The 23,656-nt window shown below is 59.3% G+C and carries 21 protein-coding genes; 9 read left to right on the top strand and 12 right to left on the bottom strand.

Annotation, left to right across the window (positions count from 1 at the left end):
• The 10 genes from RS75_RS16075 to sppA form a co-directional block, all read right to left on the bottom strand.
• Window positions 1–2,829: a [protein-PII] uridylyltransferase gene (locus RS75_RS16075; RefSeq protein WP_045022108.1), complete on the bottom strand. Its 2,829-nt coding sequence runs from the start codon at window positions 2,827–2,829 to the stop codon at window positions 1–3.
• 95 nt (window positions 2,830–2,924) lie between these two features.
• Window positions 2,925–5,576, bottom strand: a complete 2,652-nt coding sequence (gene mutS, locus RS75_RS16070) for a DNA mismatch repair protein MutS (RefSeq protein WP_084687020.1) — start codon at window positions 5,574–5,576, stop codon at window positions 2,925–2,927.
• Between the two features lie 191 nt (window positions 5,577–5,767).
• On the bottom strand, window positions 5,768–6,649 hold the full coding sequence (locus tag RS75_RS16065; RefSeq protein WP_045022103.1) for a GNAT family N-acetyltransferase: 882 nt from the start codon (window positions 6,647–6,649) through the stop codon (window positions 5,768–5,770).
• Window positions 6,650–6,744: 95 nt separating this feature from the next.
• The gene (locus RS75_RS16060) at window positions 6,745–8,979 is read right to left on the bottom strand and encodes a hybrid sensor histidine kinase/response regulator (protein ID WP_045022101.1); all 2,235 of its coding nucleotides are present in this window, start codon (window positions 8,977–8,979) and stop codon (window positions 6,745–6,747) included.
• A gap of 55 nt (window positions 8,980–9,034) precedes the next feature.
• Window positions 9,035–9,523, bottom strand: coding sequence for a signal peptidase II (gene lspA, locus RS75_RS16055; RefSeq protein ID WP_045022098.1), 489 nt, complete (start codon window positions 9,521–9,523; stop codon window positions 9,035–9,037).
• A complete protein-coding gene (locus RS75_RS16050; protein WP_045022096.1) occupies window positions 9,523–10,383 on the bottom strand; it encodes a TrmH family RNA methyltransferase in 861 nt (286 codons plus the stop codon). The genes lspA and RS75_RS16050 overlap by 1 nt, the downstream gene beginning before the upstream one ends.
• Window positions 10,380–11,513: a class I SAM-dependent methyltransferase gene (locus RS75_RS16045; RefSeq protein WP_045022094.1), complete on the bottom strand. Its 1,134-nt coding sequence runs from the start codon at window positions 11,511–11,513 to the stop codon at window positions 10,380–10,382. Before RS75_RS16045 ends, RS75_RS16050 begins: the two co-directional genes overlap by 4 nt.
• Window positions 11,514–11,606: 93 nt before the next feature.
• Window positions 11,607–11,948 carry a LapA family protein gene (locus RS75_RS16040; protein WP_045022093.1) on the bottom strand — a complete coding sequence of 114 codons (342 nt, stop codon included), beginning with the start codon at window positions 11,946–11,948 and terminating at the stop codon, window positions 11,607–11,609.
• A gap of 68 nt (window positions 11,949–12,016) precedes the next feature.
• Window positions 12,017–12,343 (bottom strand): integration host factor subunit beta, encoded by a 327-nt coding sequence (locus RS75_RS16035; RefSeq protein WP_267884622.1) that lies wholly within the window; start codon window positions 12,341–12,343, stop codon window positions 12,017–12,019.
• A gap of 2 nt (window positions 12,344–12,345) precedes the next feature.
• Window positions 12,346–13,299 carry a signal peptide peptidase SppA gene (sppA, locus tag RS75_RS16030; protein ID WP_045022091.1) on the bottom strand — a complete coding sequence of 318 codons (954 nt, stop codon included), beginning with the start codon at window positions 13,297–13,299 and terminating at the stop codon, window positions 12,346–12,348.
• A 247-nt stretch (window positions 13,300–13,546) separates the two neighbouring features.
• Between sppA and lptC the strand changes: the two genes are divergently transcribed.
• The 6 genes from lptC (at window position 13,547) to ptsN (ending at window position 18,687) form a co-directional block, all read left to right on the top strand.
• Window positions 13,547–14,212 (top strand): LPS export ABC transporter periplasmic protein LptC, encoded by a 666-nt coding sequence (gene lptC, locus RS75_RS16025; protein WP_045022322.1) that lies wholly within the window; start codon window positions 13,547–13,549, stop codon window positions 14,210–14,212.
• 13 nt (window positions 14,213–14,225) lie between these two features.
• Window positions 14,226–14,792, top strand: a complete 567-nt coding sequence (locus tag RS75_RS16020) for an LptA/OstA family protein (protein WP_045022090.1) — start codon at window positions 14,226–14,228, stop codon at window positions 14,790–14,792.
• A gap of 9 nt (window positions 14,793–14,801) precedes the next feature.
• A complete protein-coding gene (gene lptB / locus RS75_RS16015) occupies window positions 14,802–15,611 on the top strand; it encodes an LPS export ABC transporter ATP-binding protein (RefSeq protein WP_084686994.1) in 810 nt (269 codons plus the stop codon).
• Window positions 15,612–15,765: 154 nt separating this feature from the next.
• Window positions 15,766–17,316 (top strand): RNA polymerase factor sigma-54, encoded by a 1,551-nt coding sequence (rpoN, locus tag RS75_RS16010; protein ID WP_045022089.1) that lies wholly within the window; start codon window positions 15,766–15,768, stop codon window positions 17,314–17,316.
• A 245-nt stretch (window positions 17,317–17,561) separates the two neighbouring features.
• Window positions 17,562–18,143 (top strand): ribosome hibernation-promoting factor, HPF/YfiA family, encoded by a 582-nt coding sequence (hpf, locus tag RS75_RS16005; RefSeq protein ID WP_045022087.1) that lies wholly within the window; start codon window positions 17,562–17,564, stop codon window positions 18,141–18,143.
• An 82-nt stretch (window positions 18,144–18,225) separates the two neighbouring features.
• Window positions 18,226–18,687, top strand: coding sequence for a PTS IIA-like nitrogen regulatory protein PtsN (gene ptsN, locus RS75_RS16000; RefSeq protein ID WP_045022085.1), 462 nt, complete (start codon window positions 18,226–18,228; stop codon window positions 18,685–18,687).
• Between the two features lie 77 nt (window positions 18,688–18,764).
• On the opposite strand, the gene grpE is transcribed toward ptsN, so the two are convergent.
• Complete coding sequence (gene grpE / locus RS75_RS15995; protein WP_045022083.1) at window positions 18,765–19,400, bottom strand: nucleotide exchange factor GrpE; 636 nt, start codon at window positions 19,398–19,400, stop codon at window positions 18,765–18,767.
• 113 nt (window positions 19,401–19,513) lie between these two features.
• Window positions 19,514–20,605, bottom strand: coding sequence for a heat-inducible transcriptional repressor HrcA (gene hrcA / locus RS75_RS15990; RefSeq protein ID WP_045022081.1), 1,092 nt, complete (start codon window positions 20,603–20,605; stop codon window positions 19,514–19,516).
• Window positions 20,606–20,741: 136 nt separating this feature from the next.
• Between hrcA and rph the strand changes: the two genes are divergently transcribed.
• Genes rph through hemW form a run of 3 tightly spaced genes read left to right on the top strand, consistent with a single transcriptional unit; the run spans window position 20,742 to window position 23,325 of the window.
• Window positions 20,742–21,458 carry a ribonuclease PH gene (gene rph / locus RS75_RS15985; RefSeq protein WP_045022079.1) on the top strand — a complete coding sequence of 239 codons (717 nt, stop codon included), beginning with the start codon at window positions 20,742–20,744 and terminating at the stop codon, window positions 21,456–21,458.
• Between the two features lie 17 nt (window positions 21,459–21,475).
• Window positions 21,476–22,120: an RdgB/HAM1 family non-canonical purine NTP pyrophosphatase gene (rdgB, locus tag RS75_RS15980; protein WP_045022077.1), complete on the top strand. Its 645-nt coding sequence runs from the start codon at window positions 21,476–21,478 to the stop codon at window positions 22,118–22,120.
• A 5-nt stretch (window positions 22,121–22,125) separates the two neighbouring features.
• Window positions 22,126–23,325 (top strand): radical SAM family heme chaperone HemW, encoded by a 1,200-nt coding sequence (gene hemW / locus RS75_RS15975; protein WP_045022320.1) that lies wholly within the window; start codon window positions 22,126–22,128, stop codon window positions 23,323–23,325.
• The last annotated feature ends 331 nt before the right edge of the window (window positions 23,326–23,656 follow it).

Below are 23,656 nucleotides of genomic sequence, written 5' to 3'. Positions count from 1 at the left end.
TCAAGCCTTTGCCGTGCGCGTGGCCGGCAGCGCCGCCACATCTGGATGGGCGATGATGCCGTTCGGCATGCGGTCGCGCAATTCGTCTTCCTGCTCGCTCATCACCGCCTTCAGGCGCGTGGCGATGCTGGCCTGCCGGTTGTCGTTCGTCACCTTCTGCCCGAACAGATCAGTCACGTAAAAAGTGTCGATGACCTTTTCACCGAACGTCGTGATGCGGGCGGAGTGAATGTCCAGCGAAAGATCGGCGATAACAGCCGTCATATCCGCCAGAAGACCCGGCCGGTCGAGGCACTCGACCTCGATGACGGTGAACTTGTTCGACAGCCCGTTGGATATGATGACGGAGGGCGGAATGGTGAAGGCGCTTTTCTTCCTGCGGCTCTTGGTGCGGGTGGCGATCATTTCCGGCAGGCGCTGCCGGCCGGACAGAACCTCCTCGATGAGCTTGCCGACATTGTTGCCACGCCGTGTCTCATCCTCGTCGATCGGAAATTCGCGGTTGATGAGGATCGTATCCAGCGCCCGCCCATCGGATGTCGTGAAAATCTGCGCATCCGCGATATTGGCGCCCGCCGCAGCGCAGGCGCCGGTGATGATCGACAGCAGGCGCGGATGGTCCGGCGCCAGTACGGTGATTTCGGTGATGGCGTGGAAGGAATGCGTGCGCACCATGGTCGACAGCGCTTTTTCCTGCTTGTCGGCCTCGCGGATGAACCGGGTGTGGCGCACCTGATCTTCCAGCGCCACCGTCAGCAGGTAAGGCTCATAATGCAGCTTGGTGTATTTGCGCCGCGCCTTCTGGCCCCAGTCATCGAGAGCATCGTAAAGCGCCTGGCGGGCGATATGTGCCCGTTCCTTGCGGGAGACTTCCGAAAAACCACCTGACAGAAGCAACTCGGTCTCGTAATAGAGCGAGCGCAGCAATTGCCCCTTCCAGCCGTTCCAGACGCCCGGACCGACGGCACGGATATCGCAGACCGTCAGGATGAGCAGCATCTTCAGCCGCTCCATGGACTGCACCTTATCGGCAAAATCGGTGATGGTCTTGCGATCGTGCAGGTCGCGCGTCTGGGCGACCATGGACATCAGCAGATGCTGCTCGATCAGCCAGACGACCATTTCCGTCTGCTTGCCGGTCAGCCGGAAACGCTGGCAAAGCTTGCGGGCCACGCGTGCGCCGGCAATCGAGTGATCCTCCTGCCTGCCTTTGGCGACATCGTGCAGCAGGACGGCGACATAAAGCGCCTCACGCTCCTCGACGCCCGGCATCAGCTGGTTGGCGAGCGGATGGGCATCCACAGCGGTTCCCTTGTCCACTTCCGAGAGCACACCGACCGAACGGATCAGATGTTCGTCCACCGTATAGTGATGATACATGTTGAACTGCATCATCGCGACGATCTTGCCGAATTCGGGAATGAACTTGCCGAGCACACCGGCCTCATTCATTCGTCTCAGCGTCAGGGCCGGGTCGCGCCGCGAGGCGAGGATCGACAGAAACAGCCGGTTCGCCTCCTCATTCTCGCGAAGCCCTTCATCGATGAGCGACAGCGACCGGGTGACGACGCGCAGCGCGTCCGGGTGCAGTTCGAGATTGTTGATATCGGCGATGTGAAACAGCCGGATCAGATTGACCGGATCGTTCTTGAACACATCAGGCTTCGCAAGCGCGATACGCCCACGATCCTCGACGAATTCCACAGAACCAGGAATCTTGCGGACGCGGTGGGCAAAACGGCTGAGAACACCCGACAGGCCCGGCACATCCTTCGCCTGCCGATCTTCCAGTGCGGCGCAGACGATGCGGGTGAGATCGCCAACATCCTTCGCCACGAGGAAATAATGCTTCATGAAACGTTCAACAGCGGAAAGTCCCGGACGCGGCTGGTAACCCAGCGCATCGGCGATCTCACGCTGAATGTCGAAGGAAAGGCGCTCCTCCGCCTTATTGGTGATGAAATGCATCTGGCAACGGACGGCCCAGAGAAAATCATCGGCCTTTTCGAACAGCCTGAGTTCGCGCTTCGACAGGACACCCAGCTTGACGAGATCGGCGGTATCGCGAACGTGGTAATAATATTTGGCGATCCAGAACAGCGTGTGCAGGTCGCGCAGGCCACCTTTGCCTTCCTTGACGTTCGGCTCCACCAGATAACGCGTGTCGCCCGCCTTGCGGTGGCGCTGGTCGCGCTCGGCGAGCTTTGCGGCGATGAATTCCGGGCCGGTGCCGGTGACGACTTCAGACTCGAAACGCTTTTCGAGATCGTCGGTCAGCGATTTCTTGCCGCAAATCGCCCGCACTTCCAGAATGGCGGTGCGGATGGTCATGTCGGATTTGGAGAGGCGGACGCACTCATCCACCGTGCGCGTGGCATGGCCGACCTTGAAGCCGAGGTCCCAGAGGAGATAAAGCACGAACTCCACGGCCTTGTGCATATCCGGCGTGTTCTTGGCAGGCAGCAGGAACAGAAGGTCGATATCCGATCCCGGCGCCAGCGTGCCGCGACCGTAACCGCCCACGGCCGCCACGGCGATCTGCGGCGCGTCTTTCGGATAGACATATTGGCAGGCCAGATCATAGAGGATTTCGATCAGCCGATCCTGCAGCCAGGAAATGCGTCTGGCGCAATCGATGCCGCTGCCATCGGATTTCAGCAGTTCCCGGGCCTTTTCCCGGCCTTCCGTGCTGGCCTTGCGAAAGATCGGCAGCAAATCGGAACGGGTGTCGGCGATGCGCTTGCCGTCTTCCTTAAAGATGATGTCGCATTCGCGCTTGAGCGCCGATACATCGAGAATTGCCGAAAAATCCAGGTCCTTGATGGCCATCTATGCCGGTATCCATGTCCTGTGGGAATCCCACCGCTTGCGATGGGAGTGTCCTATAACGAGTTTTAAAGGCGATGGACAGGCAGTCTATCCCCTCAAGCCCTGCCAAGTTCTTTCTTTAGCGCATAGAGCGCGTCCAATGCCTCACGCGGCGTCATTTCATCGGGGTTGAACACCTTCAAAGCTTCCTCCACCTTCGATGGCCCGGCCTTGCGGCCCTCCTCGCGGCGAACCGCGACCTGGAACAGCGGCAGATCGTCAATCAGCTGGCTGGCCGGGTTCTTGCGGTCGGCATCTTCGAGCTTCGTCAGCACCTCGCGTGCGCGCTCCACCACCGACGCCGGAAGTCCCGCAAGCCGCGCCACCTGGATACCGTAGGAGCGATCCGCAGCACCCGGCCCGACCTCGTGCAGGAAGATGACGTCGCCTTCCCACTCCTTCACCCGCATCGTGGCATTGGAGAGGCGGCCGAGTTTTTCCGACAGCACCGTCAACTCGTGGAAATGGGTGGCGAAGAGACCACGGCAACGATTGACCTCGTGCAGATGCTCCACCGCCGCCCAGGCGATCGAAAGGCCGTCAAAGGTTGCGGTACCGCGACCGATCTCATCCAGAATAACCAGCGAGCGATCCGTCGCCTGATTGAGGATGGCCGCAGTTTCCACCATCTCCACCATGAAGGTCGAGCGGCCGCGTGCCAGATCGTCAGACGCGCCGACGCGGGAAAACAGCCGGTCGACAATACCGATATGAGCCGCCTCGGCCGGAACGAAGGAGCCTATCTGCGCAAGGATGGCGATCAGCGCATTCTGGCGCAGGAAGGTCGATTTACCGCCCATGTTCGGGCCTGTCAGCAGCCAGATCGCCCCGTTTTTGCCGCCGTCAGCAGCCGAGAGATCGCAATTATTGGCGATGAACGGCCCAGCCGACTGACGCCGCAGGGCCTGCTCCACCACCGGATGACGCCCGCCCTTGATCGCGAACGCCATGGAGGCATCGACGATCGGGCGGCAATAGGCCTGTTCCGTCGCCAGATAAGCAAGGCTAGAGGCAACATCGATGATGGCAAGTGCCGCCGCGCCGGCCTTGATCGCCTCCGCCTGCTGCACCACGGCCTCGACCATGCGCGCGAAGGCCTCCAGCTCCATGGTCAATGCCTGTGCGGCGGCATTGGCGATACGACTTTCGAGATCGGCAAGCTCTGTTGTGGTGAAGCGCATGGCACCCGCCATGGTCTGGCGGTGGATGAAGCGCGCCTTGGCCTCATCCGTCGCCATCATCACATCGGCATTGCCGGCCGTAACCTCGATGAAATAACCAAGTACGTTGTTGTGCTTGATCTTCAGCGACTTGATGCCGGTCTCATCGGCATATTTCAGTTGCAGCCCGGCGATCACGCGGCGCGACTGGTCGCGCAGCGCCCGTACTTCGTCAAGTTCGGCATTGGCGCCTTCGCGCAGGAAACCGCCATCGCGCTTCAAAAGCGGCAGATCGTCGGCGAGCATCGAGCCGAGCAATGCCTCCAGCCCGCCCGGCAAGGCTTTCAAAGCCTTGAGAGCCGTCGCCAGCTCGTCCGGCAGCAATCCCTGATCGAGAATGGCTGCAATTTTCTCGGCTGAAACCAGACCCTGTCGGATAGCGCCGAGATCACGCGGCCCGCCGCGCTCCAGCGCAAGGCGGGAAAGCGCGCGCGGCATATCCGCGACATGTTTCAGGGCATCGCGCAGGCCATCGCAAAGGGAGACATCGTCAATGAGGTAGGCGACGGCATCCAGGCGGGCGTTTATCTTTTCCGGATCGGTCAGAGGCGACATCAGCCGCTCGGCCAGCAGTCGTGCGCCACCGCCCGTTACCGTGCGGTTCAGGGCATGTAGCAGCGATCCGTCTCTTTCGCCGGAGAGCGTCTTCACCAGCTCCAGATTGGCGCGGGTGGCAGGGTCGATGAAAAGGGTGGAGGCGGCACTTTCACGCTCCGGCGCGCCCAAAGGCGGACGCTCGGCAATCTGGGTCTTTTCGACATAGGCTACGGCAGCAGCGGCTGCGGCCATTTCCACACGCGAGAATGTGCCGAAGCCGTCCAGCGTCGAGACATTGAAGTAACGGGCGATACGCCCTTCTGCGACTGCACTGTCGAAGAGGACAGCCGGCTGCGGCACCGCTACACGGCCGAGGACATCGAATACCGGCCGCAGTTCCTCATCATGGAACAGACTGTCCGCAACGATCAACTCGCGCGGATCGATACGCCAGATATCGGCTAGTAGTCGTGTCAGCGTGGTTTCCGCCAGACGGAAGACGCCCGTGGAAATATCGATCCAGGCCAGCGCGAACTGCGCCTCCGCACTGCCACGAATACGGGCGAGCGCCATCAGATAGTTGGATTCCGTTGGCGACAGGAGTTTTTCTTCGGTCAGCGTGCCTGGTGTGACGAGCCGCACCACATCACGCTTGACCACGGATTTCGATCCGCGCTTCTTCGCCTCGGCCGGGTCTTCCACCTGCTCGCAGACGGCGACGCGATAACCGCGCAGGATGAGCTTCTGGAGATAATCGTCAGCGGCGTGAACGGGAACGCCGCACATGGGAATATCGTGTCCCATATGCTGGCCGCGTTTCGTCAGCGTGATGCCGAGTGAGCGGGAGGCTTCGACCGCATCGTCAAAGAACAATTCGTAAAAATCGCCCATGCGATAGAACAGCAGCGAACCGGGATTGTTCGCCTTGATCTCGATATATTGCTCCATCATCGGAGTGGCCGAAGCGCGGCTTTCCTCCGTAATCAGGGCAGCGGTTGTCAGAACGTCCGTCAATGGCTTGCCGATGTCATATCGTGTTGCGGAAAAGGAGCGCCGACACTAGCGGCAATCTCCGCCCCAACACAACACGCGCGGGACCGCTGCCCACAGGAACATCCCGCCCGACCCGCACGAACGCCCGGTCAGCCGTTGATACGCTCGGTCTCGCCGCCATAATAGCTGATGTAACGGCCGGCGATGGACGATACCGGCAGGACCACAAGCACGTCGGTGGTGTTGAAGGCATGATCCACGACCGCGCCGGAGCCGAACATCGCCCCCAGACGCATATAGCCCTTGATCAGCGGCGGCATGGTGTTCAGCGCCTTGCGGGCGTTCAACGCCTCCGCCGGCACGAGGTCCATCTCATGGTAAAGCTCGGGAAGGGCTGAAGCCGCCCATTCGCCCTTTGCAACGCAATTGTGATGCAGGAAGGACAGAGCAAGCGCGTGGGCTTCCGGCTGCACGCCGGGGAAGGAGGCGCAACCGATCATGGCATCCATGCGGTGTTTCACGGCATAGGCCCAGTTGCCCTGCCACAAAAGCTCCACGGTGCGCTTGGTGCGATATTCCGGCAGCACGCAGGAACGTCCAAGCTCCATGAAACGCTTGCCCGGATGGCGTGCCACCAGCGCGGCAATATCGAACTCGCTTGCGGAATAAAAACCATTATTGGCAAGCGCCGTTTCCTGCCGCAGCAGACGATACGTGCCGACGATCTGGTCCTCGCTATCGCCTTCGATAGCCTTGTCGAGCACGAGCAGATGGTCGCAGACGCTATCCCATGCATCGATATCGCGCTTGCGTCGCATCGCATCTGCGGGAAGGCGCGCCTTCATTTCCTCGACGAAAACCCGGTAACGCACGGACTGCGCGGCATCGATCTCACGCTCGTTTCTCGCGAGCCGTGTTTCCAGCGTGCCGATACGGCCGAAAAGACCCTCATTGTCCTGAGCGGTCTCGGGACGAGGATGAATGACAACTTTGTTTTCACAAATGTCGTGATTGAGGATTTCGGCAACCATGGGGAATCGCTCCGCCACCAAAAGATTTTTCCTGTCATAAATCACTAATTGACGACAGAATAGTGACAAAATGCCGCCAGCGCGAGTCTGTCAAGTTATGATGGCAACAGGCGTTTCGCCTCCAGCAGGCGGTGAATTTCCTCCACCAGCCGCCTCGGGTCGGCTGGCTTGGTCAAAACCGCACCTGCACCGGCCTTCAGCAGGATTTCGGCGGTCTCAACACTCGCATCGCTACTGAGCACGATGACGGGAATATTTCTTTCTCCCTTCAGCGTGGCAAGAATGTGCGGCAGCACTTCAAAGCCCTCGCCGCCCGGCATATTGAGGTCGGAGATGATGAGCTGCGGCAGACTGGATACCTCCGGCGCCACCGACTGCCGCAAGGCCTGAAAATCATCGACGGAGCGGACGCTGTAGCCGCTTTTTTCCAGAACGGCCCGGATGATGCGCGCGTTGACGGCGTCGTCCTCGGCCACGAGGATATCGATGCCGCTCGCCCCTTCGCTCAGCCGTGACGAAAACCCCACATCCGGGTGGTTGTCGTTGATGGCGTCACGCCGTTCTATCCCGCGCAGGCGACCACACAGAACGTCAATCAGGGATTTTTCGCGCAGCGGCCGGATCAGCCAGGCGTCGAAGGAGGCGTGCGTGGTCGAAGCTCGCTCTTCGGGACTGACCAGCAGCGTGCGGCGGACATTCTGTTGTGGCCAATCCCTCAGGGCATCCCTGAACAGAGACGAAATGCGGCGATCGACGATGATATCGGTGAGATCGGCAGTCCTGTCTTTCAATCTTTCCAGATCCTCCGGCTGGTGGATGAGAATGCATTGACCGCCGAAAGCTTCGATCGCCTCTATCGTCACCGCCGCCGCCACGCCCTTCGGCGCAATCAGCAGGACATTCGTATGTTGCAGGCAATGCCTCCGACCGGGATCCGGCATACCGACCGGAGCGCTGCCCGGACGAAACACCAGCCTGAAGGTGCTGCCCTCACCCTTGCGGCTGAAGACCGTGAGGCTGCCGCCGAATTCCCGCACGATGCGGGCGGAAATCGCAAGCCCAAGCCCTGTCCCTGCACTTCGCTGCGACATTGGACCGGCCTGTTCGAATTCGCCAAAGATGCGGGCCTGTTCCGCCTTACTCATGCCGGGGCCTGTATCCTCGACAGCGATGTGCAATTCGCCTTCGACCATGCGCGCCCTTATGACGACCCCGCCTTCCCGGGTGAATTTGACGGCGTTGCCGAGGAGGTTGAACAGGACCTGACGCAGCCTTGCCGGATCGAAATCCAGATAATCGGGCACGTCCGGCGTGACGAAGGAGGTGATTTCTATGCCCTTTTCATGGGCGCGATGCGCCAGCATCTCCACGATGCTTTCGATCAGCCGGCGCAGGTTTTCCGCACGCGGGTTGAGTTTGAAGCGGCCCGCCTCCATGGTCGAATAATCCAGCAGGTCCTCCACCAGCTGCACCAGCGACTGGCCGGACTGCTTCATGCCGTCGAGATAATTGCGCTGTTCTTCGTTGAGCTTCGTCTGCGACAGAAGATGGTTCATGCCGAGCATGCCGGAAAGCGGCAGGCGGATTTCATGGCTTACCGTCGCAAGCAGCCGCGCCTTTTCGGCATCGGCCTTTTCGGCGCGCAAGCGGGCGTCTTCCCGCTCTCCGAGAGCAAGGCGCTCCTCGGTCACGTCCCTGGCGATGCTGCTGATGAGAAGACGGCTGCTTGCCAGATCGCGGGTGACGACATCATGCCAGGAGAAAATGCGTTGACCGAAAGGGGTCGCTATTTCCACGTCATAGGCGTGAACCTTGTCGCCCGGACGGAAAGCGATGCCGATTTCCTCGCAACTCAACCCTTCGGGCGCCCAACAACCCGTCACTTCACGAAAAACCGTATTCGCCTCGACGATGCGCCGGTCCATATTACGGATCACGACGATATCGCCCATGGCTTCCTGCATTTCGGCGATCAGCGAACGGTTTTGCGTTTGCCGCAGCCGGACGTCCGAATAATCGGCTGGCAGTTCGTCAGCATGAGGTAAAGATTTGCCGAACAGCGCGTAGAACAGGAGACCGGCGAGCACGGCAGCAAAGAAGGACGCCAGCGCGACGGTGACCGCATAGGGCACAGCAAGCGCGATCAAGGCCGCAGAGAAGGCACCCACCGACAACGAAACGGCGACATAGAGCGCGATCGACCTGGCAGTAATCTCGTGGCCCGCAACAGCCTGATGAGGTGCGGGGTCACGATCCGCCGACTGCGCCGGTGTGGCGGCCAGGCCGAGGCCATCTGAAACTTTTTCCCGAAGTCTTGCCAGTTCGCTCATGCACAACCGCTACCACGGCAGCGGTTTTGATATGTTTGGCTGAATCCCTAAAATTTTACTTTTTAGCCGTGCGAGCGTGCAAAAACTCATCGAGAATAACGCAACCTGCGCCAATGGTTATGAAACTGTCGGCCAGATTGAAGACCGCGAACGACCATGTCTCGGTGTGGAACAGGATATAGTCGATGACGTGACCGTAGAAAAAGCGATCGAGAAGATTGCCGGCTGCCCCCGCAATGATGAAGGCGAAGCCGAGATGGGCGAAGGTCCGGTCCGCCGCCGTCTTGCGCCAGAGCCACAGCACGAAGACGACGATGACGAGCCGCATACTGACGATGAACCAGCCATGCATGTCCGCCAGCATCGAAAACGCCACGCCAAGATTATAGGTGCGGTAAAGTGCCAGAAACGGAACGACCGGAATCATCTCCTGCAGCGGCAGATAGGCTTCGACCAGCTGCTTGACGATCTGGTCCAGCACCAGTGCGGCAACGATCAGTACGAAAGCCGGGCCAAATTTCGAAAACAGTGCCGCCTTGGCCATTACTTCACCGGTGTCAGTTCGAGGAGATGTCGCCGCGCCTCGAAAAGCATGACAGCGGTTGCGACGGCGAGATTGAGACTGTCGGCACGGCCCTGCTGGGGAATGCGCGCCAGCTGGTCGGCCTTGCCGGCCAGTTCCGGCGGCAGGCCGGATTGTTCGTTGCCCATCAAAAGCACGACCGGCTTACCGGCATAATCGATCTTTCGATAATCCACGGAACCGGCAAGATGGGTGGCGACGACACTGACATTGGCCGATTTTTTCCAGGACAGGAATTCCTCGACCGAGGCGCGGGCGACGGGCGTGGCGAATACCGAGCCCATGGTGGCGCGAACCGTTTCCAGCGAGAAGGGATCGGTGCAATCACCGACCAGAATGACGCCTGAGGCGCCCGCCGCATCGGCCGTGCGGATGATGGTGCCGAGATTGCCGGGATCGCGGACGCGGTCGAGCGCGATATAGGTCTCGCCTTTTACCGGGCGAATATCCTTCAGCGGCTTCCATCTCTGATCGAAAATGCCGACGACCATTTGCGGATTGTCGCGGCGGGTGATCGAGGCGATGACTTTTTCGTTGACTTCGAGCACCAGGCCGCCCGACGCGACCGTCTTTGCCGCCGCCTGCTCCACCAGCGGCTTGCCCTTGGCGGCCTTGGCGTAAACCAGGGTGCGGATGGTCCAGCCCAGTTCAAGCGCATCGATGACCAGCTTCAAGCCTTCCGCCATGAAGGTGCCGGTCTCTTCCCTGCCCTTTTTCTGGGTAAGCGCCTTGATATCCTTGATGATGGGATTGGCAAGGCTGGTGACTTCCTTGACCTGGCCAACCCGGCGCGTCGTGTTTTCGCGCATATCGTTCGTCATTTCGGCTCCCAGCGGCTGAACAGCGATGTGGAAAGCACCCGGCCCGGCGTCTTGCCATCAAGCCCGGCCTCGCGAATGACGAGTTCACCGGACGCAACGACGCCACCGGCACCGCGCATGATGTCGCGCATCAGCTCATGCATCGAATAGAAGCTGGAGCGAATGGAATAGGCCGTCAGCACCAGACCGAGAGCCTTGGGTGACAGGATTTCCCGGCAGATATCCAGCATCAACGGAAGATGATCGAATAATTGCCAGATCTCACCATGGGTGCCGCGGCCGAATTTCGGTGGGTCGGTGAGAATGATATCGTAGGTGCTGCCGCGGCGCTCCTCGCGCTGGATAAATTTCATCGCGTCTTCGCAAATCCAGCGGATCGGCGCCTGTTCCAGACCGGCAAGCGCCTGGTTTTCCCTCGCCCAGCCTATCGCCTTCTTGGAGGCGTCGACATGGGTGACTTCAGCACCGGCAGCAGCGGCGACCAGCGAAGCGACGCCGGTATAACCGAATAGGTTCAGCACTTTCAGCGGCCGGTCGGCGGTCTCGACGGCATTTTTCAGCCATTCCCAATGCACGATCTGTTCTGGAAACACGCCAACGTGTCGGAAAGCCGTAAAACGGCCGAGAAACTCGACACCGAGCAGGGATAATGGCCAGGTTTCGTCAAGCGGCGTCTTCGGAAAACGCCAGCGGCCCATGCCGTCCTCGTCCGTATCGCCGGAAAAAACGGCGTCGGCATTCTGCCATACGCGGTCGGGGATGGACGGTTGCCAGAGAGCCTGCGCCTCGGGACGGACGACGCGGTATTCGCCGTATTGTTCAAGCTTCAGGCCGTTGCCGCTGTCGATCAGATGAAAATCACCCGCGCCGCTCGATTCCAGAATGACCGGAACCTGTTCTGCGGGGCGCTCCCCGGTGCGAAGCTTGAGGGCGCGCGCGGGCACCTGCTCAATGGCCGGCGCTGGGGCGACCTTTTCCCTCGGTGCAGGTTTCGGCACGCTGCGAACCGCGTCCGGCTCACGCTTCTTCGGCGCCGCGTCTGCCCGCCGTGCCGGCTTTGCGGCATGAACCTGTTTTTTCTCGCTCCCGGCACGCACGCGATTGCCTGGCCGGCTGTCTTTTTTCTTCAATGGAAATCTTTCCGCTTCTGCCCGCGTCCTATCGCGCCAGCAAATAGCATTCCAAGCGTCGCTCGACTAGAGCCGCAACAAATGTCGGCACCATCACTTTGCCGGGAGTTGTCCCGCAGTCGGAACATGGCCGGTCGCCGCGGCTTTGTGCCGGTTCGCCTCGTCATGCCAGCGAACGGCTTCCTTCGCTTCGATACGCGCACGTTTGCGATGCTTGCCCTGCGCGAACCATGTGGCCGAAGACCCCAGAAGCACGCCAAAAATGACGGCGAGGAACAGGAACACGAAAAACGGCGCGGTGAAGGAAAGAAGTCCATCCTCCGGCCGGAAAGGATTGAGCGCAAGCGTTACGGCCTGACGGTTGGCCACGCACAGGATGACGAGGATGATCGCCAGCGGAAGCAGGATGATGAGGTTGATGATTTTTTTCGACATCCGACAATACTCCATCGCGGCGGGCTTTCCGCCGGCTCCGTTTCCCCGTCGCCAAGCGGTGAGGACGATCAATCGTCCTCTTCGTCACCCATACCGGGGTTCAGGCGCTCGCGCAGTTCCTTGCCCGTCTTGAAGAAGGGCACCCATTTTTCCTCGACGAAAACCGATTCACCCGTGCGCGGGTTCCGACCGGATCGCGAAGGACGATTTTTCACCGAAAATGCGCCGAAACCACGAAGCTCGACGCGATTTCCACCCGCCAGGGCATCGGTGATTTCATCCAGCACCGCATTGACGATGTTTTCCACGTCACGGTGATAAAGGTGCGGGTTACGCGCAGCAACGATCTGCACCAGTTCAGACTTGATCACGGTTGCCCCCTGAAAGAATTGGATTTTTAATGCGACTCAACCTGCCAAACGGAAACAAGACCGTCAAGAAACAACTTGTCCGCACCGAGCTGGCCGGAGCCCGCAAACGGAATTAAATCGTCATATCCCAGAAGCTTCGCTATTTGCGCAACACTGAAAAGCGAAAAAGGCGAACGGGACGACGGTGCGTTCCACTCCACGATCGGCAAATCCTTGGCAAGCCCACGCGTTTCGAAGTAGCCGCGAATTTCCTTTTCACCGCCGAGCATGTCGACCAGCTTGTTGGCAAGCGCCTGCCTGCCGGTGAAAATCGATCCATCGGCCAGTTTCAGTACATCTTCGCGCGGCAATTTGCGGCGATCGGCCACGAGATCGACGAACCAGCCGTAGCTGTCCATCACCATGGAGCGGATCATCGTCTTCGCCTCTTCGGGAGCTTCATGGAAAGGGGAAGGTTCCGCCTTCATGGGAGAAGACTTAATTTCCTGCAGCGAGACGCCGAGCTTGTCCATCAGCTGGCCGATCTGGGGATATTGAAAGATCACGCCGATCGAGCCGGTGATCGAGGTTTCACCGGCGACGATGACATCGCCGGCTGATGCGATCATATAACCTGCGGAAGCGGCCAGGGTACGGACGTCGGACACGACGGGCTTCTTTTCCGCAACGCCGCGAATGGCCTTGAAGATGCGCTCCCCGCCATAGGTCGTACCGCCGGGCGACGAAATCGACACGATCAGCCCTTTGACATTGTCACTCTTGGCAATCTTGTCGAGCCGCTCCAGAAGTTCAGTATTGTCCTGGATCAGACCGGAAACCTCAACGCGAGCGATATGGGGTCTGGCACTTTGCTGCGGCGCAGCCCATAAAAACCGGTAGAGGCCGAAAATGCCGGCAACGAACAGGAGAACAGCGGCAACCCGCCAGAAAGTCAGCTTGCGGCGCAGTCGCCTGCGATCCGCTATCGCCATATTATCCATCGAAAACCTCTGCCATCCGGCCTTTTAAGCGACTTGAGCATCATGGCCATATGGTTCTTCTAGCGCGAAGCCGCAAGGAAACAATAAGGAAACCAGAATTACGATTAAATTCGCATATCCCTTGCACCTTTCCAGACAAAAACCATATTGGCAGGACAAAGCACTCATGCCAGAGACATCAAGATAAACATATAAGCTTCACTTGCGCGCCAGAATGGTGCCCAAGACGTTTTCCGGACCCGCTCCTATGCTCGAAAGACTCCGCGAACCAGCGCCAGCATTTCCGCTGCCCAATGACCAGAACGGCGCATATGAGCGCGCGCTCAGGCATTCTGCACGCGTGAAGCGACTGAAAATCATTCTACCGCTCGGTGCAGCGATCGTTTCGCTTGCCTTCGTCGCCGTTTCGCTCATCCGAACCTGGGCGCCCGAAGAGGTGTCGCTTGAGAGCGCAAGGATCGAGGACGGCAAGATCGTGATGGAAAAACCGGCGGTTGCCGGCCGCAACGAGAAGGGGATCGATTACTCCATGAACGCCGACCGTGCGTTGCAGGATATCGCCAACCCCAACCTCATGACGCTCGAGAAGGTTCTGGCCGCGGTGCCGATAAACGACGGCATTGCCCAGGTGATCGCCAAGGAAGGCCTTTTCGACCGGTCCTCCAACACGCTGAAGATGACCGCTCCTTTTGACATCAATCTCAGCAATGGCATACAAGCGAAGTTCCAGTCTGCGGATGTCGATCTGAAGGCCGGAAAGATGAGCAGCAAGGAGCCCGTTTCAATCAAAACAAACGACGGCTCGATTGTTGCGCAATCGATTGATATCGCCGATAATGGCAAGACGATTACATTTTCGGGGCAGGTACGGGCACGTATCGCTGCATCCAATATCAAGAATGAAGGCAAATGAGAGCCCGGTCCAGATGATGCAAATTTCCCGTCCCGTTTCCCTTGGCAAATCCGCAGGCTTTACAGCCGCAGCTTTTGCTTTTTCCTGTCTTGCAACTGTGGCTTTTGCCCAGAACACCACCAGCAACATGAAGGGTGTTTCGCTTTCCGGCGATCAGCCGATTGCAATCGAAAGCGATCAGCTCGAAATCCGGGATCAGGAGCGCAAGGCCTATTTCACCGGCAATGTAAAAGTTGTGCAGGGCACCACCACCCTTCAGGCCGGCAAGATGACGGTCAACTACAAGGGTGAAGGTTCGTCACTCACGAGCGGCGACGCCAACATCGAAAAAATCTTCGTCGACAATAACGTCTACCTGACGTCGGAGACCCAGAAGGCTACCGCCGATCACGGCGAATTCGACATGGCGGCGCAGACCTTCATTCTGACGGGCAAGCAGGTCGTGCTGTCCGAAGGCACGAATGTCTTCACCGGCTGCAAGCTCACTGTTCTGATGAATTCGGGACAGGCAAAGCTCGAAAGCTGCGGCGGGCCTGTCCGGATCATGCTCGATCCGAAATCGCAGCAGAAGAAACAGTAGTCTCACCTCGTGAAAATACCCTCGATCTCAAAAATATTCGGCGGCGGGCGCGACCAACCTGTGGACGCGGCGTCACAGGCCGACAAGGCCCGCTATGAAGGCACTCTGATCGCGCATGGTCTGACGAAGACCTATAATACGCGTCGGGTCGTCAATGGCGTTTCGCTGGTCGTACGCCGTGGCGAGGCCGTGGGACTGCTTGGACCGAACGGCGCGGGCAAAACCACCTGTTTCTACATGATCACGGGCCTCGTGCCCGTCGATAGCGGCAAGATCGCCATCAACGGCAACGACGTCACCACCATGCCGATGTACAGGCGTGCCCGCCTCGGCGTCGGTTACCTGCCACAGGAAGCCTCGATCTTTCGCGGGCTGACGGTCGAAGAGAACATCCGCGCCGTGCTGGAAGTGCACGAGCCCGACAGTGCCAAGCGCAACCGCAAGCTCGACGAATTGCTGGAAGAGTTCCACATTGCGCAGCTGCGCAAGTCGCCGGCCGTCGCGCTATCGGGTGGTGAACGCCGCCGTCTGGAAATTGCCCGTGCCCTGGCGACAGATCCGACCTTCATGCTTCTGGACGAACCCTTCGCGGGCGTCGATCCGATCTCCGTCAGCGACATCCAGAATCTCGTCAGGCATTTGACTGCACGCGGGATTGGCGTTCTCATCACGGACCACAACGTTCGCGAAACGCTTGGTCTCATCGACCGCGCCTATATCATCCATGCCGGTGAAGTCCTGACTCATGGCCGTGCGGACGATATCGTCAACAATCCGGACGTGCGCCGGCTCTATCTCGGCAATAATTTTAGCCTTTAAGCCCTCGGGCGCGAAAGATTCTTCATCGCGCCCTGCGGTGACGCTTGACCAAACAAAATAAAAAAGCAATTTTTGGGCCAAGTTTCGTTGCCCCTCGCAAAATTTATGAAAATTGTGGCGACGGAGAAGCTGTAAGGGGAGTTTCGCGTCCGCCATGGCATTATCTGCCAGCCTTTTGCTGCGTCAAAACCAGTCTCTCGTGATGACACCGCAACTGATGCAGTCCATCCAGCTGCTTCAGATGACGCATTTCGAACTGACGCAGTTCATCGCGCAGGAGATTGAGCGCAACCCCCTGCTTGAAATTGCGGCAAACGACAGCGATTTGGGCAGCGATACTCCGGAAAATGCGGAGAATTTCGGCGACACGGAGAGCGAAAGCCCGGACAAGTCCGCCACGGTAACATCCGACAGCGACGACTGGTATGGCGACCGCGCCGCCAATCTCGGCGAACAGCTGGACACCAGTTTCGAAAACGTCTTTCCCGACGATACCGAACCGAGAAAGGCCGATGCCCCCGAGCTGGCCGGCCAATGGAAATCCATGCCCGGGAACGGGTCCGGCGAAAGCTACGATCTCGACGATTTCATTGCGGCGAGACAAAGCCTAGGCGACCATCTCAATCAGCAATTGCCGCTCGCCATATCCTCCGCAGAAGACAGGATGATCGCCGATGCGCTGATCGGCCAGCTCGACGAGACCGGATATATCGCGGCGGACGCCGCCGACGATGTCGCCGAACGGCTGGGAGCAACCCTTTCGGCGGTGGAGCGCGTCTTGAAGATACTCCAGGGCTTCGACCCCCCCGGCGTATTTTCCCGTTCGCTGAGCGAATGTCTGGCGATCCAGCTCGCCCAGAAGGATCGGCTCGATCCGGCGATGCGGGCTTTCGTCGACAATCTGGAGCTTCTGGCGAAACGGGACTTCGTGGCCTTGAAAAAACTCTGCGGTGTCGATGAGGAAGACCTTCTCGACATGCTGTCGGAAATCAGGACGCTCAATCCACGCCCCGGCGCGGGCTATGAATCGACCGTTTCGGAGACCATCGTTCCTGATATCATCATTCGCCCCTCCTCCGCAGGCGGATGGCTGGTGGAAATCAATCCCGAGACCCTGCCGCGCGTGCTCATCAACCAGACCTATTTCGCCGAGGTTTCAAGGCACAAAGCGCGCGCGGGTGAGGACCAGGATTTTCTTTCCGAATGCATGCAGACGGCCCATTGGCTGACCCGCAGCCTCGACCAGCGTGCCAGAACGATCATGAAGGTAGCGACCGAAATCGTGCGCCAGCAGGACGCCTTTCTCGTCAATGGCGTCGATCATCTGCGTCCGCTGAACCTCAAGACGGTGGCGGACGCCATCAAGATGCACGAATCCACCGTCAGCCGGGTGACCTCGAAAAAATACATGCTGACGCCGCGCGGGCTGTTCGAGCTGAAATATTTCTTCAGCGTTTCCATCAGCTCCGTGGAGGGCGGCGACAGCCATTCGGCGGAAGCGGTGCGTCACCGCATCAAGGGGATGATCGCGCATGAGGCCGCCGACGCAGTCCTTTCCGATGACGATATCGTCGATAACCTGAAAAAGAGCGGCATCGATCTCGCCCGCCGTACCGTCGCCAAATATCGCGAGGCGATGAACATCCCCTCCTCCGTCCAGAGACGGCGGGAAAAGAAAGCGCTCGCCAGATTATCCGTCTACTGAGCAGCGCAAACGATCACGTTTTCGGGGCTTCTCAGCCGCATTCCGGCTGCACCATTGACTCTTGCAACGTCTGGGGCTAGAAGCCCGCCGCACACATAAGCAAGGTTATTTGTAACGGATTCATCTCCACCGTCCATGGGCGTAAAATTCGAATGGAGGCTTTTAAAGGTCTTCGAAACGCTTGGATGCGCGCTCGGCTTGACGTAAGCTGGTACTCGCAAATCACTACAAAAAGGAAAATTTCCATGAGTGTGCGTGTATCTGGTAAACATATGGAGATCGGCGAATCTTTCCGTCAGCGGATTGAGGACAATATAGGTCTGGCAGTTACCAAATACTTCGATGGGGGGTATTCAGGCCAAGTGACCGTGGAGAAGTCGGGATCGCGTTTTGCAGCCGATTGCAAGCTGCACCTCGACACGGGCGTTGTATTGCATGCGGCGGGTGAGGCAAATGATCCGCAAGCGAGTTTCGATGCAGCCGCCGAACGGATCGAAAAGCGCCTGCGTCGCTACAAGCGGAAGCTGAAGGACCATCATCACAATGGTTCCGCAGCGAACGGCGCGATGTCGGAAATCGCCTATACGGTGATGGATGCTGTTCCCGATGAGGACCACGAGGTTCCCGAAGATTACGCACCCACGATCGTGGCGGAAAGTTCGAAACAGATAAAGACGATGTCCGTCGCCAGCGCCGTAATGGCGCTCGACATGACGGACGAACCGGTTCTGCTCTTCCGCAGCCCGGGCAAGGAATATCTCAACATCGTTTACCGGCGTCATGACGGCAATATTGGCTGGATCGACGCGGAAACGATCAAGAGCTGAACAGTCTGACAAGACATGGGAGGCAGGTCGCAACAGCGTATCTGCCTCCTGCATCGTCTCGATGGCATGAAGGAAAAAGAGAATGGCGTTGGCAGATTTGCTGCAACAAGATGCGATTATTCCCGCCCTCAAGGTGAATTCCAAAAAGCAGTTGCTTCAGGAGCTGGCCGCCAAGGCAGCCAGAATTACCGGAGTCTCGGAACGGGAAATTTTCGACGTCATCCTCCAGCGTGAAAAACTCGGCTCCACCGGCGTAGGGCACGGCATCGCCATTCCGCATGGCAAGCTCAACAGCATCCATCAGATCACCGGCGTCTTCGCACGTCTTGAAACACCGGTCGATTTCGAGGCGCTGGACGACCAGCCGGTCGATCTGGTTTTCCTGCTGCTCGCGCCTGAAGGCGCCGGCGCGGATCACCTGAAGGCACTGTCCAGAATTGCGCGCTCATTGCGCGACCCCGAACTGGTGGCCAAGCTGCGCGCCACCGATTCCGACACGGCAATCTACGCTTTCCTTAATCAGGAGCAGGCGACAGCAGCCTGACGCGGCCTGCCGGGGTTCGTTTCCATGGTCAAAAAAACGCGCCCTTGAGGCGCGTTTTTATTAGGTGAGAGAATGCTTCACGCATCCTTCTCGTTGACGGAGGCGGTGCCCGGCTCGGCCGATGTGGCGGTCTCCACCTTCGGGCCGCCCTTGGCGACACCAACCATGGCGGGGCGCAGCACCCGGTCACCGATGGTGAAACCGGCCTGAACCACCTGAAGCACGGTGTTGTTCGGAACCGCAGGGTTGGGAATTTCGAACATTGCCTGGTGGAAATTCGGGTCGAACTTCTGGCCTTCGGCATCGATCTTTTTTACGCCGTGGCGCTCCAGCGTCGACAGCATCGAGCGCTCGGTCATCTCGACGCCCTCGATCAGGCCGCTGAGACCAGCCTCGCCATTGGTCTTGAGTTCGTCCGGAATGGCTTCCAGAGCGCGGCGAAGATTATCGGAAACGGCAAGCATGTCGCGCGCAAAACCGGCAAGGGAATAGGACTTCGCATCCTTGACTTCGCGCTCGGTGCGGCGACGAAGATTGTCCATTTCCGCCGCAAGACGCAGGAACTTGTCGCGCAGATCGGCGTTTTCGGCCCTGAGCAGCTCGACCGGATCGGGTTCGGCAGTCTCCACCGTCTCTTCTCCCAACAGCGCGGGCTCGATAAGTTCTTCGGCGACGTCCGCGTCAGGTCCGGGCTTTTTCGTATCGTCGGTCATGACGTTCTCCAGATTTGAATGTTGTTGGTTGCGCCCGATATCGAGCTTTGACGGGCAAAAATCAAGGCTTGCGGCGAAAAGCTTGCCGCATTCTCCGACCTTGCGGGCTTGTCCTATCTCTGTTTTCGGGAAAGGCGGGCCATGATCTGCGCTGTATAGTCCACCATGGGAACGATACGGGCATAATTGAGCCTGGTGGGACCGATGACGCCGACCGCGCCCACGACGCGATTTTCTTCATCCCGATAGGGCGCGACGATCAGCGATGAACCGGACAGCGAAAAGAGCTTGTTTTCCGAGCCGATGAAAATCCTGACCCCGGAACCGCTTTCCGCAAGGCTGAGGATCTCGATGAGATTTTCCTTGCGTTCCAGATCGTCGAACAGCAGGCGCACGCGATCGATATCTTCCTCGCCGGCGAGGCCCTCGAGCAGGTTGGAGCGTCCCCGGACGATGAGTCGGCCGAGCTTGCCCTCCTCATTGTCACCCGACCATATGGCCAGACCACGCTCAATGAGGTCCTGTGTCAGCGTGCCGAGTTCCGATTGCAACTCCGCCCGCTGCGTCTGAAACTGGTCCCGCAATTCCTGCAGCGTCTGGCCGGACAGATGGGCATTGATGAAATTCGCCGCCTCCGTCAATTGCGATGACGAAATACCGGCCGGCAATTCGATGATGCGGTTTTCGACCTGATTGTGGTCACCAACCAGCACGGCAAGCGCCTTGGTGGGCTCCAGCCTGATGAACTCCACATGTTTGAGGGTGACGTCGTTCTTGGCCGTCAGCACGAGCCCGGCGCCACGCGACATGCCGGACAGCATGCGGCTCGCCTCCGTCAATAGCCCTTCCAGCGGTTGTTCATGGCCGGAGACCGGGCCGATCTGGCGGTCTATGCTCGCCCTCTCGTCGGCGGGCAGATCGCCCACCTGCATGAAGGCATCCACGAAGAAGCGCAGCCCGGTCTGGGTGGGCAGGCGCCCGGCGCTGATATGCGGCGAATAGATGAGGCCCAGTTCCTCGAGATCGCTCATGACGTTGCGCACGGAGGCCGGTGAAAGCGACATCGGCAAGAGCCGCGACAGGCTGCGCGACCCCAAGGGTTCGCCGGTGTCGAGATAGCCTTCGACGATGCGCCGGAAAATCTCCCGCGACCGTTCATCCAGCAGCGATGCCTGATCTTTTGAAAGTGGTGCAGAAAAGCCCATCTCGTCCGTTCTTTGTCATCCAAACCCTGTTTGTATCAATATAATGCGTCGCACCGCTGCGGCAAAATGGAAATTGGCTTTGCAAAAGCCCGGAGCGCACCTTAGAAGGCAGGAACCAACATGGAGAGTGGATCATATGCGGCCTTCAGGCAGAAAAACCGATCAGATGCGCAAGGTTTCTTTCGAGCGCAATTTCTCGAAACATGCCGAAGGTTCCTGTCTGGTCAAATTCGGCGACACGCATGTGCTGGTCACCGCAAGCCTTGAGGAAAAGACGCCGCCATGGCTGCGCAACAGCGGCAAGGGCTGGGTGACCGCGGAATACGGCATGCTGCCACGCTCCACCAACGAGCGTATGAAGCGCGAAGCCGCCGCCGGCAAGCAGGGTGGACGCACCCAGGAAATCCAGCGCCTTATCGGCCGCTCGCTGCGTGCGGTGGTCGATCTGCAGGCGCTTGGCGAACGCCAGATCAGCATCGATTGCGACGTCATTCAGGCCGATGGCGGCACGCGCACGGCTTCCATCACCGGCGCATGGATCGCCCTGCATGATTGCCTGAAATGGATGGAAACCCGCAACATGATCAAGGTCGAGAAGGTCCTGAAGGATCATATCGCGGCGATCTCCTGCGGCATTTTCGCAAAACAGCCGGTCATCGATCTCGACTATCTCGAGGATTCCTCCGCCGAGACCGATGCGAATTTCGTCATCACCGGCTCCGGCGGCATCGTCGAGGTTCAGGGAACGGCGGAAGGCGCACCATTCTCCGAAGAGGAATTCCTGACGCTGCTCGGTCTCGCCAAGGCAGGATGCAGCGAACTGGTCGCCCTTCAAAAGCAGGTCATTGCCTGAGCCGACAGGAAAACGTGATGCGCAAGCTCGATACCAGAACGATCGTCGTCGCCAGCCACAACAAGGGCAAGATCGCCGAAATCGCCGATCTGATCGGACCTTTCGGCTTTTCCGCGAAATCGGCTGCAGAGCTGAATTTCGTTGAGCCGGACGAGACGGGCACCACCTTCGAGGAAAATGCGGCCATCAAGGCGCTTGCCTCCGCGAAGGCATCCGGCCTGCCCGCTTTATCCGACGATTCCGGTCTGGTGATCGACGCGCTGAATGGTGCGCCCGGCGTTTATACCGCCAATTGGGCCGAGACGGCGGACGGCACGCGTGACTTTGCCATGGCGATGCAGAAGGTCGAGGACGCGCTTGCGGAACGCGGCGCATCGAAACCGGAAGACCGCACGGGGCGCTTCGTCAGCGTGCTGTGCCTTGCGTGGCCGGACGGGCATGTCGAATATTTTCGCGGCGAGGTGGAAGGTACGGTTGCGTGGCCACCGCGCGGAACGAGCGGCTTCGGTTACGATCCTGTCTTCAAGCCTGAAGGATATGACACCACATTCGGCGAGATGACGGCGGATGAAAAACATGGCTGGAAGCCTGGTGACGCCGCTGCTCTTTCGCACCGCGCCCGCGCCTTCAAGAAATTCGTAGAAACCTGCCTGGAGGCATGAACCCGATGATCGGGCAGCATCATATTTCTGCCCCCGGCGCATCGCTTCTGCCGGATACGGGCGATCCCGGTTTTGGGATCTATCTGCACTGGCCCTTCTGTGCGGCCAAATGCCCCTATTGCGATTTCAACAGCCATGTCCGCCACCGCCCGGTGGATCAGGAACGGTTTACTGCGGCTTTCCTCAGCGAAATGGCAAAGATGCGGGCGCTCAGCGGCCCGCGTGTCGTCACCAGCATTTTCATGGGCGGCGGCACGCCATCGCTGATGGACCCGCAGACGGTTGGTGCGCTTCTTGATGGCGTCTCGCGTTTCTGGCACGTGCCTGATGGTATCGAGATCACCATGGAGGCCAATCCCTCCAGCGTCGAGGCGGAACGGTTTCGCGGTTATCGCGCCGCAGGCGTCAACCGCGTCTCGCTCGGCGTGCAGGCGCTGAACGACCGTGATCTGAAATTCCTCGGCCGTCTGCATGACGTGGCCGATGCCTTGAAGGCCATAAGGCTGGCGCGCGAGATTTTTCCGCGCATGTCCTTCGATCTCATTTACGCCCGCCCGAACCAGACGGTGGCCGAATGGGATGCCGAACTGAAAGAGGCCGTCTCCTATGCGGTTGACCACCTGTCGCTCTACCAGCTGACCATCGAGGAAGGCACGCCCTTTTACGGGCTGCACAAGGCCGGCAAGCTGATCGTGCCGGATGGCGAACACTCAGCCGTGCTTTATGAGGCGACACAGGAAATCACCGAGCGTTACGGCATGCCGGCCTACGAGGTTTCCAACCACGCCCGCCCCGGCGCCGAAAGCCGCCACAACCTGACCTACTGGCGCTACGGCGATTATGCCGGTATCGGCCCCGGCGCGCATGGACGCCTGACCACTGGTGCCTCCAAGCTTGCGACCGTGACCGAGCGTCACCCGGAAACCTGGCTCGAGACCGTCGAGCGGGAAGGCCATGGCATGGTCGATCAGGAACTTCTCGGCGCGGACGAACAGGCCGACGAATTGCTGCTGATGGGCCTGCGCCTCCGCGAAGGCATCGATCTCGCCCGCTGGAGCGACCTTTCCGGCCGCGACCTCGACCCGGAAAAGGAGGAATTCCTCCTGCAACACGGTTTCGTGGAACGGATAGGCAATTCCCGCCTGCGCTGCACCCCTTCCGGCATGCTTATTCTGGACGCGGTTGTCGCTGATCTCGCCTGCTGACCGGCAGCATCGGCAGGTCTTGAAACGGCAATAAAAAAGCGGCCCGAAGGCCGCCTTGGCTGACACGAAACCGGAAAACCTCTCATCACGTCATGCTCCGTCCCCGTGTCGAGCCCCAAGGATGTCCCGGGCATCTGCAACCGTTGATCTTGCGCGGCGTGAATAGATGTCGAGACAGGCTCACTACTGTTCGTATCATCCGATAAATGGCGACCCTCACCAAACACTCCGACGTCATCCTCGGGCTTGTCCCGAGGGTCTGCAACGTCTGGATTTTATTGGCGTGTTTAGATCCTCGGGTCAAGCCCACTACTGTCCGGTTTAAATCGGC

The organism is Rhizobium nepotum 39/7 (assembly GCF_000949865.1).
GTDB classification, from domain to species: Bacteria; Pseudomonadota; Alphaproteobacteria; order Rhizobiales; family Rhizobiaceae; genus Agrobacterium; species Agrobacterium nepotum.
The sequence above is the reverse complement of the archived record's forward strand: the minus strand, read 5'-3'. Positions and strand labels throughout refer to the sequence as shown.